Consider the following 15,465-nt stretch of genomic DNA (forward strand, 5'->3'; position numbering starts at 1 on the left):
TTAATTCAAAAGGCGAGGCCCAATCTTAAAAGATCAGCTGCCGGCCGTTACCTTGACCCCACCGGTCAAAAATCCAACGAGCGCGCCAAAGACGGCTGCCGAGACCAATAAGGCAAACCAGAGGGACAGCCTTAGAAACGACGGCCCCATCAGACCTGGAATGAATGCGCTGAAGGCAAGCGCAAACGGTGCCCCCTTGGCACTAGCGCTCGTCAAAAAGCGCAATACGCCCACTAACAGGCCAGTCATCCCAATGACGATGCACATCATCATGATGATGGTCATTTCACCCACACTCACCATTTTGAATAGCGCGGGCAGCTGGAAACACGCCCCTGCAAGCGCGATCAAACCAAGGCAAGCCATCGCCGCGCGCCATTTTTGCGAACCACTCATCCCTGCCCCCGCACAAGATAATTTGACCGGATGGTAGTTCAAATCAGCGATCGGCGGGTATCGGCTGGCTTAAGATAAGAGACCCCTCATCCCGCCGGCCGCCCCATGTTTGAATCCAAGAACCTGTTGCAAGCCTTCGACCGTGTGACCGACTACTGGTCGCCCAAAGTCGTCGGTCGGGTCAACGACCAGCTGCTCAAGGTGGCGAAGCTCAAAGGCCACCTGGTATGGCATGCGCACGACGATGAAGACGAACTGTTCTACGTGGTGAAAGGCCAGATGCACATCGAGCTTGAGCAGCAAGTCGTCGATCTGCATGAGGGCGATTTCTTCACCGTGCCGCGCGGCGTACGTCACAATCCGGTGGCTGAGCAAGAATGCTGGATCCTGTTGATCGAGCCCGCGTCGACCAAGCACACCGGCGACGAGGTCACGCCGCAGACGCGTAGCCTGGACGAACAGCTCGCCTGATCCTCAGCCCGCCTGCACCGCGCAACCGCCATTGCGCTTGGCCATGTACATTCGCTCATCCGCGCGGATGCAAAGTCCATGCGGTGTCTGTGCATCGTCGGGAAATATGGCCAAGCCGATGCTGGCGCCGACCTGCATGGCATGTCCTTCGATCATCAATGGCGCGTCCAGCAACTGCCGCAAGGCGCTGGCGACGTCGGCGGCCTCCTTGCGCGTGATCGGTCCTTCCAGCACCACCGAAAACTCATCGCCGCCGGTACGCGCCAGCGTGTCGATCCGTCGCAACCGCGTCATGAACAGGCGTGCAACCTGTTGCAAAACGGCATCGCCGACGTGATGCCCGCGGGTATCGTTCACCTGCTTGAAACCATCCAGGTCGATGGCCAGCATCGCCATCCGCGCCTTGTGCTGCCGCGCGCGTTCGATCGCGCCACTGATGCGGTCCTGGAACAGCCGGCGATTCGGCAAGCCGGTCAAGGCGTCGTGCTGCGCCAGATGCTGGTTGCGCGTCAGCTGGCCTTCCAGCAGCAGCAGGATCATGCCCACCGCCACCAGGTATTTGGGCAGGTTCCACACCTCGGCGCCCACCTCGACATGCGGGTAGAAAATGTCGAACACCATGCCGAGCGGAAACACCAGCGACCAGGCCAGCAAACCCAGCAGCGTGACCACGAAGCCGCCGGTCCTGCGCTGCTTGGAAAAGCAGAACTGCAAGCAACAGGTGAAGTAGGCCACGAAGAGCGGCAACACGAAAACCAGATCCGGCCCGTGCTTGGAAAACTGCCAATGCAGCAAAGCCAGCGCGAGCGCCGTATTGAGGACCACCGTGATCCACCGGTTGGGCGGGCGTTCGGCATTCGGGGTGGTGGCGATGATGGCCAGCGGCACCAGGGCGAACAGGCTGGCGGCCCCCACCATGATGCCTTCGGGCACCGCGCTCAGCGAAGTCAGTGTCAGGTACAGCGTGTACACCGCCGACATGGCCCAGAACAGCAGGCGGCTTTCCCATTGATGCAGGCGCGGATCCATCGACCAGCAGAACAGTTCCGCGCACCACACCAGTGCCGCCGTGCCCACGATGTCGGCGATCACACCGCCCGCGCCGGGCAGGTCAAGGAACGAATAAGCGGCGAAATGCAGCTCAACGCAGACCCAGCCCGCCAGCCACAGGCGCGTCGTCACGCTGCCGGCTGGACGCGACACGGTCACGAAGGCGTAGATCAACAATCCAACCGCCAGCAGATCAGGAACTTCTTTCCAGGACATTCACTCGCCCCACGCCAGTGGGAAACCTCATAAGTGGTGGATCGTGCGGCTATATGGGTTATGCGACGTCCCTATCCCTCTTGCACCGTCAAGCCACCCAGCCATCCCCCATACCTGGCTGAAGGACCGTCGCTGTCTTGGAGAAGCCCTGGAACGCGGTGCCTGCCCGGCATCATGCCGATGGCCGGAACCGGCATCGCGGGATAAACAAAAGCCCTCATGCGCGAGGCCATTCGATAGATCGGCAGCTACGCGCGTATCTTTAGCGCCTACCCGGCATGTGTATCCCGTCCCTTCGAGGCCGAAATGGCGATGCAACGAACCCGGTTGAACATCTCGCACGTGAAAGCCCCTGTCCCGCCTTTGGTTTTTATTGAAGCGTGCGCTTGCGCGGCACAACAGTTAAAAAATCGGCACTGCTGCATCGAGGTACGCCAAGTTTCGCCTTGCCGCGTGACAAGCACGCTTAGGCTTTTTCATTCATGGACTTAGTCACAGCCGCGGCATTTTAGATCGTGCGAAATTATCCTCAGGTGTCTTTTGTGTAGTGGAATGGCCAGAGTGCAGTTCACAACAAGCACGAGTCATGCCGGCTGTCTGTACGCCCTCCCCACCATGAAACGTAGATTCCTGCGCCATGCCCAACGAAAAAAAGCCGGGGAGTTTCCTCCCCGGCTTTTTTTGCGCGTGAAACCCGCCGATCAGTTCGATTCGGTGAACTGGATGTACGGCGAACTACCTCCCGTGGCGCTGCAGCTACCAAGGTTCAGGTTGTTGCTCTCGCCAGTGCTCCCGTCGTTGGCAATGCAAGACGGTGCAGTGGTGGAACCATACGTGGCGGCAACCCTCACCGTAATCGATGAGCCGCTGTTGAAGTCCGCTTCCGAACCGCCGGCGTTGCCCACCACGTTGAACTCCGACTGGTGCCAGACCTTGGCAAGATAAACCACGCTGTCCTTGCCACTGGCACTGTAAGCGGAGGTGCCATAGGTGACGGTGATGGTGTCATTGCCACCGGAGGTAGCCGAGCCCGTCACCTTCATGCTGGCCAGTTTGGTCGCCGGTACATCGGCCAGCGAGACGTAATTGCTGTTGCGATAGCAGTCACCCGAGCCATCACTGCCCCAGCCGCTCGGGCAGCTGGTGCCGCCGTAGCCGATCAGCCAGTACTGCATGAACCCGGCGGCTTCACCTTGCACCTCGTAGTCCGGTGCATAGACGAACTGCTGCCACACGGTGCAGCCGGAATGGCCGTGACACGCCGTCGTGGTGGACGTGAACTGCGAGTTGATCTGCAGCGAATATTCGTTCGGGCCCAGAATGCCGCCACCGCCAAACGAGGCAACACCCACGCCCTGCTCGGAGGTCACACCCTTGACCGACGGAAAACTGCCGACGGTTTTGCTGATATGGGACGAACCAGGCGCCTGCAGCACGTAGTCGTTGCCATTGCCGGTCGTTTCCGGCTGCAGATGCTTCTGCTTCACCTTGGCAGGAAGGGTATGCACGTGCGGCATCACCGTTGCCTTGCACGCCACCTGCTGCCAGATGATGCTGGGATAGGAGGCCTGGAAGCAGCCTTCCTTGGGCGTGGCGACCTGCGCCATGTCTTCACGCCACGCCTGGCGCGCCAGCGACTCCATCGGACCGACCTGTTCATCGGCCTGCCCAAATACATTCACAGATTGCGCCGCAAACGCAGCGGGAACACAAACGGCACTGACAAGACCAGCCAACAGGGCGTACTTGAACTTCGATTGCATTTTTGATTCTCCCCAGAAACAAAAGTGGCCATGGTTTCGACTCCGGACCATCCGAGAGCCGCGGTACTAACAACAGCGACCGCATCCATGCAAACAGCAACAAGCCTCTGAACCAAAGAAGCTCCGTCACAAACGCATCGACTTGGCGCGTTCAGTCGCGCCGCGAACCATCCCTTCATTCAACAAGACGTACACCCCGTAACTTTCCCTACCACCAAGGCGCAATACTTTTGCGCGCTCTTCTTTTATGGAACACACATCACTCCCACGGCTGCGCTGCCGTCAGCACGACCGTCTGTGAAATAACGATAATTTTTCACGCGAACGCTAAAAGCGCATTCGCATTGCTTCCCCACGTTGCAAAAATGCCTCGTTCCCTTACCGAGAATGCAAAGCAATATGTGTAGGTAACGTGATACACATTTTGCGCAAAAGCTTACGCCAAGCAGCAAATGCTTCTAGTTTCGAGACAATTCTTTTTTGCTGTGATACCGCCTAGGAAATTGTCCTAGAGAGATATGCACAGTCGGCGTTTGTAGGCTGGGATGCAATCCCAGCGGGCAGAAGCGCCGGGATTGTCATCCCAGCCTACGATGCCCGTCATGCCGGCCGCTAAATAAGCTGACGGCGGCCATGGCGGCGTTTAGCAGTCTCTTTGTCCGGCTGCCAAGCATTGGCGTCGTCGTCGCGCTAGGCTGAAAGCGTCGGATGACCGGGGGGAAAGACGACATGATTGAAGCATTCCGAAATGGCACGCCAGTAGAAGTCTGGCAAGCCTTGGTGCAGGAGGCATACGAACGAACCGGGCGACGGCTCGACGAATCGAGCGAAAGCTACCTGGTGTTCGTGCTGCTGCGATACCAGGCCGACAACATGCTGTTGTCGCACGCGCAGGGCCTGGATTGGCTGCAGGCGCTGGAGCTGGTGGGCCGGGCTCGCGCGGACGCCTTGCGCGACGTCGGCGATCGCTGCCTGCTGGTAGCCGGACTGTTCCCGGGACTGGCCGAACGGCGGCGGGTGAGCGTGGACTATTTCATCACCATCGGACGCAGCGCCTACCTGGGTGTGGCCGACGTCACCCGGCAAGCTTATGCGGCGCTATACGAGCAATTGGCACGCAGCTATGGCGAGCTGGTGCATACCTTGGATGCGATGCGTAACTTGCCCAAAACCTATAGCGGGACAGCGATCAGGCATTGAGGCTTGGACGCAGCTGCTCAAGGTCCGCCGGAGACACGGCGGACGGATGATTCCGTGTCTGGCCACGGGGGCGAATGCTTGCCCGCATGACGGCCCCATGAGATTCGAAGCAAGCACTCGCGCACCCTGGCCGAAGCAGGCGCCTCGACATAACGAAACACCATCCATGCCGCCATCACGGCAGCTATCGGACGTGCCACGAAAAGCACAGCCCCGATCATTTCGCTGCTCGTCGGAATGCGAACCGCCATTCGCTCAACGAGTTCGAAAACATAGACGTGCACGAGATAAAGCGAATAGGAAATCTCTCCGAGCCAGACACACCACGCCGGCGCGACCAGGCCACCCTTCTTCGCAAGCAGGACGGCGCCGAAGAACAAAAGCGTCAGCGGCGCGCCCCAGCCGGCGGGGCCGAAGAAATTCACCATGCCGATCCGATGCCATCCGAGCAGCAGCACGACCATCGACAGCATTACGCTCGAATAAATCACTGCGTTGTACCGGATCGTGAAGCGGGACAGATACAGCCAGCCGGCCAGCATCCCGAACACGAATTCCCACACGATCGGATTGACGGCGAGGTTCGCATACCTTGACCACGCCACCAGCGGCTGAGTAGCCACCCCCAGGTTGTAGCCACCGCGCAGCACCGGAATCGCGATCAGGGTCAAGGCAAACCATCCCGCCATCACCCCGTAGCGCCAGCGCCCGAACAGCATGCAAAGCGCAAACACTAGATAGAAGTAGCATTCAAAACACAAAGTCCACGCTACACCGACTGCCATCTGAAAATAGAGGTGGGAGGCAGCCGGATTGTGCGGGACGAAGAGGAGCCCTTCCAGATAAGGGAGCAGCACGGACCGATCCACCAACCCGTGCAAGCCAGGGTGATCCACGCCTATGGCCAGCAGCGTCACCATGGCATACAAGGGCCAGATCCTGGCGATCCGCTTGGCCGTAAACGCCCATGCGTAGGCTTTGCTGCCGTCGAAATCCCGAGTGATCAACACCATCAGAAAGCCGCTGATGAGGAAGAACAGGTCCACCCCCATGGCCATCGGCAATAAGGCATTGGCAACCGTTCGCCCCGCGCCGCCTTCGCCCGCCAGCGCACCGCGGTCATGCACCATCACCACCATCAAGGCCGCAATGCCTCGCAGCGCCTGGATCCACGCCAGCTTTTTCCCATGTGCGCTCATCTGCAGTGAGTGCGCATCACAACGGGTTTGGTTACACCGGACCGTAGCCGATCACGGTCTGTCTCGCAGCGACGTCCGCTCGCTGTCCGGACAACTCGGACAACCGTCCGCGGACAGTGACGTGGCTTACGGGAAATATCAAGAAATGGCCTGGGAATGCGGCTTTCCAGCGACATGAGCGGTTGGCACGGGCTTTGCCATCTCTATCTCAAACGCCTCATTCACCCTGCAAGGAGAACCACCATGAAATTCGAAACCGTGATGCTGAGCAGCCTGTTTGCCGCTTGCCTGGTGCTGTGCGCTTCCACCTTCGGCGCCATGCTGGTTTGAGCAAGCCCACCGTGCGGAACACCACCTGGATCGGTTGTGCGCTGATGCTGGCTTGCACAGCCACTCAATCGTCAACCACGGCGCACTCGGTACGCAGCGACAATCCGATCCATTCCGCCCTGGACAGGGCTGTCGACCAGGCAGCCCAAGGCTACTTCCGCAATAGCTGCCATGTAGGACTTTCTGTGGTGGTGCGCGAGGGCGGCAGCAGTTACTTCTACAACTACGGCTCGACCTCGCGCAGCAAGCCGCAATTGCCAACCGAGCACAGCATCTACGAACTCGCCTCCGTGACCAAGACTTTCACCGCGACACTGGCCGCGCAAGCAGTGTCCGAAAAGCGCCTGGATCTGGATAGCGATTTCCAGGCCTATCTGCCGGACAGGTATACGAACCTGACATGGCAGGGAAAGCCCATCACGCTGCTAACCCTGCTGACTCATCGTTCCGGCATGCCGCGCGACATCCCCGACACGGATGCCATATTCGCTGAAAACAACCCCGCCACGCGCCCCTCTCACATGCTTGCCCTGTTCCAGGGCTTCGGCCGTGATCAATTCCTTTCGGCATTGCACGACGTGAAACTTCGCAGTGAGCCAAGCACCAAGGAAGCCTATTCGAACGCGGGCTTTCTGGTGATCGGACTTGGCCTGGAGCAGGTCTACGGCAAGCCCTTCGAAACCCTGGTACGTGAACGCATCACCCAGCCACTGGGCATGACCTCGACAGGATTTGCCGTGACCGCCGTTGACCGGGCGAAGCTCGTATCCGGCTACGACCGCGTTGGCCGAAGCATGCCCTATCACCCTCAAAACGCCGGTGCGGCCTGGGGCCTGTACGCTTCACCGCAAGACATGGCGAACTACCTTCGCCTGCAGCTCGATACCCGCGATCCGGCGATCCGCGTCTCGCACCAACCCCTGGTTGGCGCGGCAGGCGACGGCGAGGCGATGGCCTGGTACCTGGGGCAGGACAACGGACAGCCCATGATCTGGCACGGCGGCGGCAGCTTCGGCATGTCCAGCCAGATGGTGCTGTACCCCAGGCAGCACCAAGGATTCGTCCTGCTCGCCAACGATACGTGCGAGGGCACCGAAAGCGCCTTGAAGGGCATCGCCCAATCGATCCATCGGCAGATCGATTCGATAGCACCGTCACCCTAAGGGCCACATGCGAGCCTGACTTCGCGTAGGCTGGGATGCCAATCCCAGCATTCTTTCATAGCGTCCCGACGCAGGGATCAGCATCCCGGCCTACGCGCTACAAGCCCTGCGTATCGGCTGAAACAGACTGCCCTTTAGCGTCCACAAACTGTCCGGACAGTGCGTACACGCGTCCGCGGACACTTTCATACATCGACTCACCTACAAAAAAAGCCCTTAAAAATAGGCTTTTCAGCGATAGAACGACTTGGCACGGGCTATGCAAAACCTAACTCGAAGGCCCGACAAACTGCTTTAAGGAGAACCGTCATGAAATTCGAAACGCTGATGCTCAACAGCCTGTTCGTCGCCTGCCTGGTTATCTGCCTGACGACGTTGGGTTCGATGCTTGCCTAAGCAGCAATCCTTCCGTCATCGGCCACTGGTCAGTCGTCACCACTAACGCCGCACTTGCACGCTTCACGATCTTCTTTGTCTGCTACCTTCCATGACCATGAAGAGAGTGGATAAAGAAGAACGGCCTGGACCACACCACTTGTGTGATCCAGGCCGTTTGAACCCATCGGCCATCTCATCATTCGTGTTGAGATCACGCACCAGGGCCGGCTGACTCAGGTTCTTGCAAGATATAGCCTGCCAACATCGCCTCGCTCCTGGCCAAGGCCAAATCAACCGACCGTTTCGCTTCGCGCATGGATATGGATAGCAGGCGCCTCGCTTCATCGCTTGAACCTGCGCGACAGGCTTTCAGCGCCAAACAGCGAGGCCACAGATGCGGAGCCAATCGCCTGGCATCGCGAGTCAGCAGGCTCTTGTCCAGCGCACTCGCATCGCTCGTCAGCATGGCCCGGGAAAAGGCCGTTTCCGTTCGCATGTGAGAGAAAAAGGTATTCAAGGCGGGCCGTGGTTTGCCCCAGGCGGCGACTGATTGCTCGAAGCTCTCGCCTAACTCTAGCGCGCGTTTCCACTCACCCCGATTTTGTGCGGCTTTGAGCCGATACCAGCTTGCCACCAGCGGTACCGGCATTGGCTGGCTCTCCAGATACCGAATGTCTTCTTCCGGCAAAGCGTCGGCGGTTCTACCAAACACGGAATGGGAAAGCAGCCGGTAGTAAGCAAGCTGCGGCAGCTTATCGTCCGTGTGTTTCCACCACTGCAAAAGCTTCGCACCATCGCTAGTCAAGCGTCCGGTTCGTGGCAATAGATTGACGATCATCATCACCCCATTGACGATGGCAGAGGCCATCGCAACCGAGGTGATGGTTGGCGACAGGTCCATCCATGCCAACACCGACGACAAACTTCCAGCCAGAAGATTCGCCAACGGCCCCATGGCAACCATGATTAGCATCTGCTCTCGCAAGGCACGGCTGGGGTCGGACACCGCAAAGACCATGCCCTGATAGGCGCGACCTCGCTCAGGCGCCCATCGCAGCAGCCACCATCCCCGGCGGGGATGGAGTTCCAGCGCCAATACGCGCACATGCAACACCTTCATGCCCGTGAACAACGCTCCGGCAAAATGCCCTCCCTCATGGATGGCAATACTCAGGGCAAGGAGTAGAAACAGCGTCATTCCCGCAAAAAGAACTCCCGCGCCGGTGTGACCAAATGCGCCGTTCAGAACAACCATCGCGCCAAAGCCACCGAGTGCCCCAAGTCCGCTTTGGATGAAATAAACCAAGAACTGCCACCAACTGTCGCCGGACCGGGGAGCTTGCGAAGCACCGAGGAGAACACGAATGAACGACATCAGCCCATCGGCAAGGAGCCCGGCCCCGACCAGTGCCAAGGCATCGAGAGCGAAGCCATCGAAAAGCCGCGCGTTAGCGATTCGCGCCAATCCGACGTACAGCGCGACTGTACCGACGATCAAGGTGAATACGTTCGGCAGCTGGTGTCGCCGTATGCCCTTCAAAAACCACAGATTGACCAGCAAAAGCACCAGGGCCTCGGCCAGCCAGCTTTGCCAGAAAAATGGATCGTAAATACCGAAATCAAGGACGTCGCTTATACCGAAACGCCCCATCCAGAATGTCGCAACGATTTTCGGTATCCACAATGCCGCCAGCATCAGCGGCAGAAAGAAGAGAATCCGTCTCTTGTTCATGCAAAGCTCCACAGCGAAGGCTTGATCGCCTTCATGTTTCAGGGATCCAGCTTGGCTTCTAGCAGCTTGCGCAACGACCAGTCATGGCCCTGGATATCCGTGATTCGCCAACCTGCCGGGGTTTGCGATAGCACGTAGACGATATGCACGCGGGTGCTTTGCGCCGGGTAGGCAAAATCGACCGATACCTTCGATGGATCGGAGGTGGCGCGGATCTTCATGCCCACCGCTCCGGGGTCCTGCGAATCCCAGAGGGGCGCAAAGTCGAGCCGGCAGACTTCGTGCGTGCGCTCCCGGCATTGATGATCGCGTACGATGAGTTCAACCAGGTGCGAATCGAAATAGCGCCCCAAAACCTGCGGTGGCTGATCGAATAGATCAGCACCGGCGTCGGCCGGCTCTTCGATAATCGCCTGCCAGGCATAGTCGCGATAAACCTGCGTAACAAGGGCCGCAGCGCCATGGGGCATGGGTTCGGCGGCCCATGCGTTCAGGCCCCAAGCCAACGCCAATGCCGCTGCAGCGAAGGTCGTCAGAATTTTGTACATGCCCCCTCTCCTTGATTCATCCGGCAGGCCCGGACGCCATCCATGGGGCACTAAATTAATCGAATCGACGGGCCATTGGCCAGAATGGCCCCACTAGTCGCCTACGCGGCTAACCACTGGGGCGATCCTTGACCCGCGTGTCATCCGCAATCCAGTTCGTCTCCCACGTCTTCCCATTGTCCGCGGAAAACGCCTGCTCGAAATGGATGGCGTCAGCGCTACGCGGGGTAATCACGAAACGCACCAGTATGGGCTTGCCGTCCAGGGTTTCCTTGTCCGAGAACTCGCCGCGCCCGTTCGTGAAACCACCGACAGTGGGCACACCGATGGTGCCAACGCGGCTATTGACGAAATACAGCCCCCACTGGCGAGTGGCCGGGTTATACAAGCGGAACGAAGCGAGGTGCGCGTGACTGGAAGCATTGTGCATATCCAGCTCTAGCAGGTTCGCCTGGCCATTCCAAACCTTGTGCACCACGGTGATGCCGTCGAATTCGGCCCAATCCTTGGAACCTGTCAAGGGGTGCCTGAGCAGCGACACATGGGTTTTCCAGGTGCCGAATTCGAAATTGAAATCATGTTGGCCGTCGTGTTCGGCTGCCGTGGCAGCAGCGGCGCGGGAGGTCGACTGAGCCCATACCATCACGCTGCCTGCCGCGAATATCAGGCTGCCTAGCAAGCAACCAGCCCGGAATTTGTTGACCAGCGCCATATGCGGCTCCCGCAGTCGTGGGAAATGCTCACGGTGGAAGCTAGGCCGATGAGTGGCTGGGGAAAATAGCCACTTCAATCCAAATCCACATAGCCACTTCATCATGAAGAATGACCGGGCCGGCGCTTTTTTGCGAAACAGCTGACCCGCTCGTTATGACTTGAACTGCCCTACTTCGCCAAGCAGCCAAGCGGCCAATTGTTTTGGCCCACGACGATGCGGATTGCTCATGTTCGCCGCTTCGGCGCACGTAGAAAGATATAACTGGCCTAGCGCCCCTAAAACGGGCAGTCCTGCTTCTTCGCGCAGCGAGACTGCCTCCTTGGCCAGACCGAGCAGCTCCTCGCTCTCTTTGGGCAGCCAATGCAGTCGGATGATTTCCGGCAAAAAATCGGAATTGAAGAACAGCATCTCTCCCGATTCCGCTACGCGAGGGAGAACGGAGCGAAGCCGGTCCAGCAACTTTGCTTCGGCTTGCTCCAGACGGCCCATCACCTTGTTTAACTGCGCTGCCTTCACGGCATTCCCCCGCTGATTCACCCAAGCCGGCGAAGCAACGCCATGCCTGGCGCGCAAGCCGACTCAAGGCGTGCTCGCTCGTCAGCGGGCAAGCTTACCCATTTGAGTGGATTTTTTCGCACGCGCCCGGCCGCCTGCGCCAGCCAGGAAGCATCGTCCAAGCTGGGATGCATGAAGCGGACGATGCGTTGGAGTTCGGCATCGGGCGCATCGAGTATCGATTCGTAGCGTACGTGGAGGACTTGCTCGGCAGGCAGCCTCTCCAGCAGTTGCAAACCCATGGCGATCATCTCGGACCAGGCCATGCCGATCGGCTCGATCGGCAGCTCGAAGTGCTGGAACACGTCGACGTCGAAGCTCTCGGGCACCAGGCCACGCCAAGCCGGCGGCAGATTCTCCGGTGCCTGGTAGTCGGGCGTGAGATAAGGGGCTGAGCCGAAGCTTTGCTTGAACAACTGACTGATCATGCCCATCCGCATCGGGGCAAACCGCCTGGCCGAAACCGCGAACTCGCGGCCGTCGCGGAAGACATGGATGAACTTCGCCGCGGGAAAGAAATGCGACAAGGGATGGACGAGAGCTAGCGAAGCACCCGAGCGCTCACACCATAATCGACGACCTAAGCGCGCACACAACCACTGGAATACCCGCAGGTATTGCCGGTGGAGGCGGTCTTCCGGCAACGACTGCACGTAGGCACCCAGCTCCTGATGCAACCCATCAGGGTCTTCGGTTAGCGACGGGAGTGTCATCGCCAATAGCGGCGGAATGCCCGTCTCCCTAAAACGCAGCGCGCAAGCCAGCGGGTAGCGAAACTCATCGATGACCAGGCCGCGCTCCATCAGGCGGAGCCAGGCCGTGTGGCGTGGGCGTGGCTCGCTCAGCATGGACCAGAAATCCGGCCCGTTGACCGGGTCCTGGCGGAATCCAAGCGGATGAAGCGCATTGAACAGTTCGGACAGACTCAGGACGTCCGGATGCAGCGCGAGCAGATCCGAAAGCATCGTCGAGCCGGAGCGGCCCGTGCTGACGATAAACAGAGGGGTTTGCAGCAAGCCCGTCATGGCCACACCTCGTAGTCTATCCATTCCCCGTTATGGCCTGCAGGAACACTTTGGCCAACGCTGGAACCATGTACGCTGCCCTATTTACCGCTCCACACCAAGCCCAATGAAACCAGAAGATCTGCAGCGGCTGGTAACCCTTACCATGCCCTACGGCAAATACCAGGGACGCCTGATCGCTGACCTGCCTGGCGCCTACCTGGCCTGGTTTGCCCGCAAGGGCTTTCCACGCGGCGAGCTGGGCAACTTGCTGTCGTTGATGTTGGAGATCGACCACAACGGCTTGAGGGGGCTGCTCGAACCACTCAGGAAGCGTCAGTAAGGCCCTCGCCTTGCCCCGATGATCATCCCGGCCCACTGGTCGGCGCTTATCTTGCTTGGTCTATTCCAAAGGCTCCCGCTCGTGAGCCGGCAAGGGCTGGCCTGGATGGCCCGAAACCGGCGCCAACGGGCGGAAACCAAGCTCCTATCCAGCGCGAAAACCTTACCTGCCTGGTGCCACGAGGACGGGGAAGGGGCCGCCATGGGTGGGGAACCCTGCCCATTTACGGCAGTTTTGCCACCCCCAGGCAGCAAATTGACCCACGGAATTTGATCCACCCATCCCCGCCATGCCCAGTACCTACAATCCCTTGCTCGTCGTGATTTCGCTGATGGTGGCCACCCTCGCCTCTTACACGGCGCTCGACCTGGCAAGCCGCATTTCCCTGCTCAAGCCTTCAGCGAGCCGCCATGCGTGGCTGGCCGGGGGTGCGGCGGCGATGGGGGTGGGCATCTGGTCGATGCACTTCATCGGTATGCTGGCATTTTCTCTGCCGATCCCTCTCGGCTACGATCCGGCCATTACCGGCTGTTCATTGCTGATCGCGATCTTCGTTTCGTGGTTCGCGCTCAATGCCGTGACCCGGGCACGGCTCGGTTCACGCGAGATAGCTGCGGGCGGCGTGCTGATGGGGCTAGGCATTGCCTGCATGCACTACACCGGCATGGCCGCCCTGCGCATGCATCCGGGCATCGACTACGATCCGGCCCTGTTCACGGCATCCATCGCCATCGCCATCGGGGCGTCGACAGCGGCGCTATGGATCGCTCACACGCTGAGCCACGTCGGGCAGCGCCATGTCATCAGCAAGCGTGCAGGTGCCGCATTGGTGATGGGCATTGCGATCACGGGCATGCATTACACCGGCATGGCGGCGGCCGATTTCGTGCCGGGCTCGGTTTGTGGCGCCGCCAACGGCGTAGATGCCCGATGGCTTGCGACCAGCATTACGCTGTTCACGTTCGCGATACTGATCGTGACGCTGATGCTGTCGCGTTTCGACGTAAGAACGGCCTTGCTCACCGGGTCGGTGACCCAGCTCAACGACCAGATCGTACGCATGGCCCACCACGACGCGCTGACCGATCTGCCGAACCGCAGGGCCCTGGTCCAACGCATCGAGACCGTGATCGATAGCGCCAAACGCGCCGAGCAAAGCTTCGCCATACTGTTCATGGATATCGACGGCTTCAAGACGATCAACGATTCGCTGGGCCATTCGGCCGGTGACGAAGTCTTGCAGGCGTTCTCGCGGCGGTTGCAGCAGTGCGTGCGCGAAGGCGACACGGTGGCAAGACTGGGCGGCGATGAATTCGTCATCCTGATGGAAAACCTCGTCTCGCCGGACGACGCCCAGGATGCGGCGCAAATCATTCTCGATCGAATGGGACGCGGGCATTGGAGCGACGAGCAGCCGATTCAGGCAGTCCCTAGCGTAGGTATCGCCTTGTTTCCACGCGACGGCGAAACCGCCGACGCGTTGCTGAAGAACGCGGACGCCGCAATGTACGAAGCCAAGCGTGCGGGCCGGGCGACCTGGCGCTTTTTCGAGGCCAGCATGCACGGTGCTGCGTTGCGTACGCTGCACATCCAGAACGCTTTGCGCGTAGCGCTGCATGAAGAAGGCTTTTCTCTCCGCTTCCAGCCAAAGTATTGCGGCAGCACCAACGAACTGGTGGGTGCGGAAGCCTTGATCCGCCTGGATCATCCCGAACTGGGCATGCTCGCACCGGCGGAATTCATTCCCACCGCCGAGCGTAGCGGCCAGATCGTGCAAATCGGCCAGTGGGTGATGCGCGAAACCTGCCGGCAGATCCGGCGCTGGCAAACGGCAGGCCTGCCGGCGGTGAAAGTGGCCGTCAACCTGTCACCGCGCCAGATTGCGCAAGCCGATCTCGTCGACACCATGATCCGCATCGTGCGCTCCGAACAGGTCAGCTGCGATCAGATCATCTTCGAGATCACCGAGGCCGTGGCCATGCAGGATGCACCGAAGACCGCGGAAATGATCCAGGCGTTCCAACATGCCGGCTTCGAAATCGCCATCGACGACTTCGGCACCGGCTATTCCAGCCTCGCCTACCTTGAGCGCTTCCGCGTCAAGCAACTGAAGATCGACCGCTTCTTCACCCATGGCCTGGATGCGCAAGGGCATGAAAGCAGGGCCATCGTTTCGGCCATCATTGCACTGGCACATTCCTTGGACATGGAAGTGGTGGCCGAAGGCGTGGAAACCCCGTCGCAGCTGTCCGAGCTGCGGGTCATGGCGTGCGACCAGATACAAGGTTACTTGCTGGGCAAACCCTTGACCGCCGAAGCCTTTGCCGTTTTGCTGGAACAGCACCGAGTGCGCGAATCGATCGACGCCAAGCCCTGCCCGCGCCCTGCCGCGTAGGCTGGGA

General features: G+C 59.7%; 15 protein-coding genes. 6 read left to right on the top strand and 9 right to left on the bottom strand.

Annotated features, from left to right (window positions below):
* Positions 1–33 precede the first annotated feature (33 nt).
* Positions 34–396, bottom strand: coding sequence for a hypothetical protein (locus QQJ96_RS19210; protein WP_284333642.1), 363 nt, complete (start codon positions 394–396; stop codon positions 34–36).
* A gap of 105 nt (positions 397–501) precedes the next feature.
* Between QQJ96_RS19210 and QQJ96_RS19215 the strand changes: the two genes are divergently transcribed.
* A complete protein-coding gene (locus QQJ96_RS19215) occupies positions 502–867 on the top strand; it encodes a cupin domain-containing protein (RefSeq protein ID WP_284333643.1) in 366 nt (121 codons plus the stop codon).
* A 3-nt stretch (positions 868–870) separates the two neighbouring features.
* Here QQJ96_RS19215 and QQJ96_RS19220 read toward each other — a convergent pair whose 3' ends face one another.
* Together QQJ96_RS19220 and QQJ96_RS19225 are read right to left on the bottom strand one after the other, a co-directional pair.
* Positions 871–2,133: a GGDEF domain-containing protein gene (locus QQJ96_RS19220; RefSeq protein ID WP_284333644.1), complete on the bottom strand. Its 1,263-nt coding sequence runs from the start codon at positions 2,131–2,133 to the stop codon at positions 871–873.
* A 701-nt stretch (positions 2,134–2,834) separates the two neighbouring features.
* Positions 2,835–3,896 carry a hypothetical protein gene (locus tag QQJ96_RS19225; protein WP_284333645.1) on the bottom strand — a complete coding sequence of 354 codons (1,062 nt, stop codon included), beginning with the start codon at positions 3,894–3,896 and terminating at the stop codon, positions 2,835–2,837.
* Positions 3,897–4,625: 729 nt separating this feature from the next.
* Here QQJ96_RS19225 and QQJ96_RS19230 point away from each other — a divergent pair.
* Entirely contained in the window at positions 4,626–5,096 is a 471-nt protein-coding gene (locus tag QQJ96_RS19230; RefSeq protein ID WP_284333646.1) for a hypothetical protein, read from the top strand.
* A gap of 17 nt (positions 5,097–5,113) precedes the next feature.
* On the opposite strand, the gene QQJ96_RS19235 is transcribed toward QQJ96_RS19230, so the two are convergent.
* Complete coding sequence (locus tag QQJ96_RS19235; RefSeq protein ID WP_284333647.1) at positions 5,114–6,295, bottom strand: acyltransferase family protein; 1,182 nt, start codon at positions 6,293–6,295, stop codon at positions 5,114–5,116.
* A 174-nt stretch (positions 6,296–6,469) separates the two neighbouring features.
* Here QQJ96_RS19235 and QQJ96_RS19240 point away from each other — a divergent pair, with 174 nt between their 5' ends.
* The gene (locus tag QQJ96_RS19240; protein WP_284333648.1) at positions 6,470–6,625 is read left to right on the top strand and encodes a hypothetical protein; all 156 of its coding nucleotides are present in this window, start codon (positions 6,470–6,472) and stop codon (positions 6,623–6,625) included.
* Between the two features lie 11 nt (positions 6,626–6,636).
* Positions 6,637–7,788 (top strand): serine hydrolase domain-containing protein, encoded by a 1,152-nt coding sequence (locus QQJ96_RS19245; protein WP_284333649.1) that lies wholly within the window; start codon positions 6,637–6,639, stop codon positions 7,786–7,788.
* Between the two features lie 589 nt (positions 7,789–8,377).
* Here the strand turns inward: QQJ96_RS19245 and QQJ96_RS19250 are convergent.
* From QQJ96_RS19250 to QQJ96_RS19270, 5 genes are all read right to left on the bottom strand, one after another.
* Positions 8,378–9,898 (bottom strand): M50 family metallopeptidase, encoded by a 1,521-nt coding sequence (locus QQJ96_RS19250; protein WP_284333650.1) that lies wholly within the window; start codon positions 9,896–9,898, stop codon positions 8,378–8,380.
* A 38-nt stretch (positions 9,899–9,936) separates the two neighbouring features.
* Positions 9,937–10,446 (bottom strand): hypothetical protein, encoded by a 510-nt coding sequence (locus QQJ96_RS19255; RefSeq protein ID WP_284333651.1) that lies wholly within the window; start codon positions 10,444–10,446, stop codon positions 9,937–9,939.
* Positions 10,447–10,555: 109 nt separating this feature from the next.
* Positions 10,556–11,158, bottom strand: a complete 603-nt coding sequence (locus QQJ96_RS19260) for an SGNH/GDSL hydrolase family protein (protein ID WP_284333652.1) — start codon at positions 11,156–11,158, stop codon at positions 10,556–10,558.
* A 153-nt stretch (positions 11,159–11,311) separates the two neighbouring features.
* Entirely contained in the window at positions 11,312–11,677 is a 366-nt protein-coding gene (locus tag QQJ96_RS19265; RefSeq protein WP_284333653.1) for a hypothetical protein, read from the bottom strand.
* A 17-nt stretch (positions 11,678–11,694) separates the two neighbouring features.
* Complete coding sequence (locus QQJ96_RS19270) at positions 11,695–12,741, bottom strand: sulfotransferase (RefSeq protein WP_284333654.1); 1,047 nt, start codon at positions 12,739–12,741, stop codon at positions 11,695–11,697.
* A 106-nt stretch (positions 12,742–12,847) separates the two neighbouring features.
* Here QQJ96_RS19270 and QQJ96_RS19275 point away from each other — a divergent pair, with 106 nt between their 5' ends.
* Together QQJ96_RS19275 and QQJ96_RS19280 are read left to right on the top strand one after the other, a co-directional pair.
* A complete protein-coding gene (locus tag QQJ96_RS19275; protein ID WP_284333655.1) occupies positions 12,848–13,063 on the top strand; it encodes a DUF3820 family protein in 216 nt (71 codons plus the stop codon).
* A 289-nt stretch (positions 13,064–13,352) separates the two neighbouring features.
* Positions 13,353–15,458 (top strand): putative bifunctional diguanylate cyclase/phosphodiesterase, encoded by a 2,106-nt coding sequence (locus tag QQJ96_RS19280; RefSeq protein ID WP_284333656.1) that lies wholly within the window; start codon positions 13,353–13,355, stop codon positions 15,456–15,458.
* The last annotated feature ends 7 nt before the right edge of the window (positions 15,459–15,465 follow it).

It is taken from the genome of Dyella flagellata, from assembly GCF_030160275.1.
GTDB classification, from domain to species: domain Bacteria; phylum Pseudomonadota; class Gammaproteobacteria; order Xanthomonadales; family Rhodanobacteraceae; genus Dyella_B; species Dyella_B flagellata.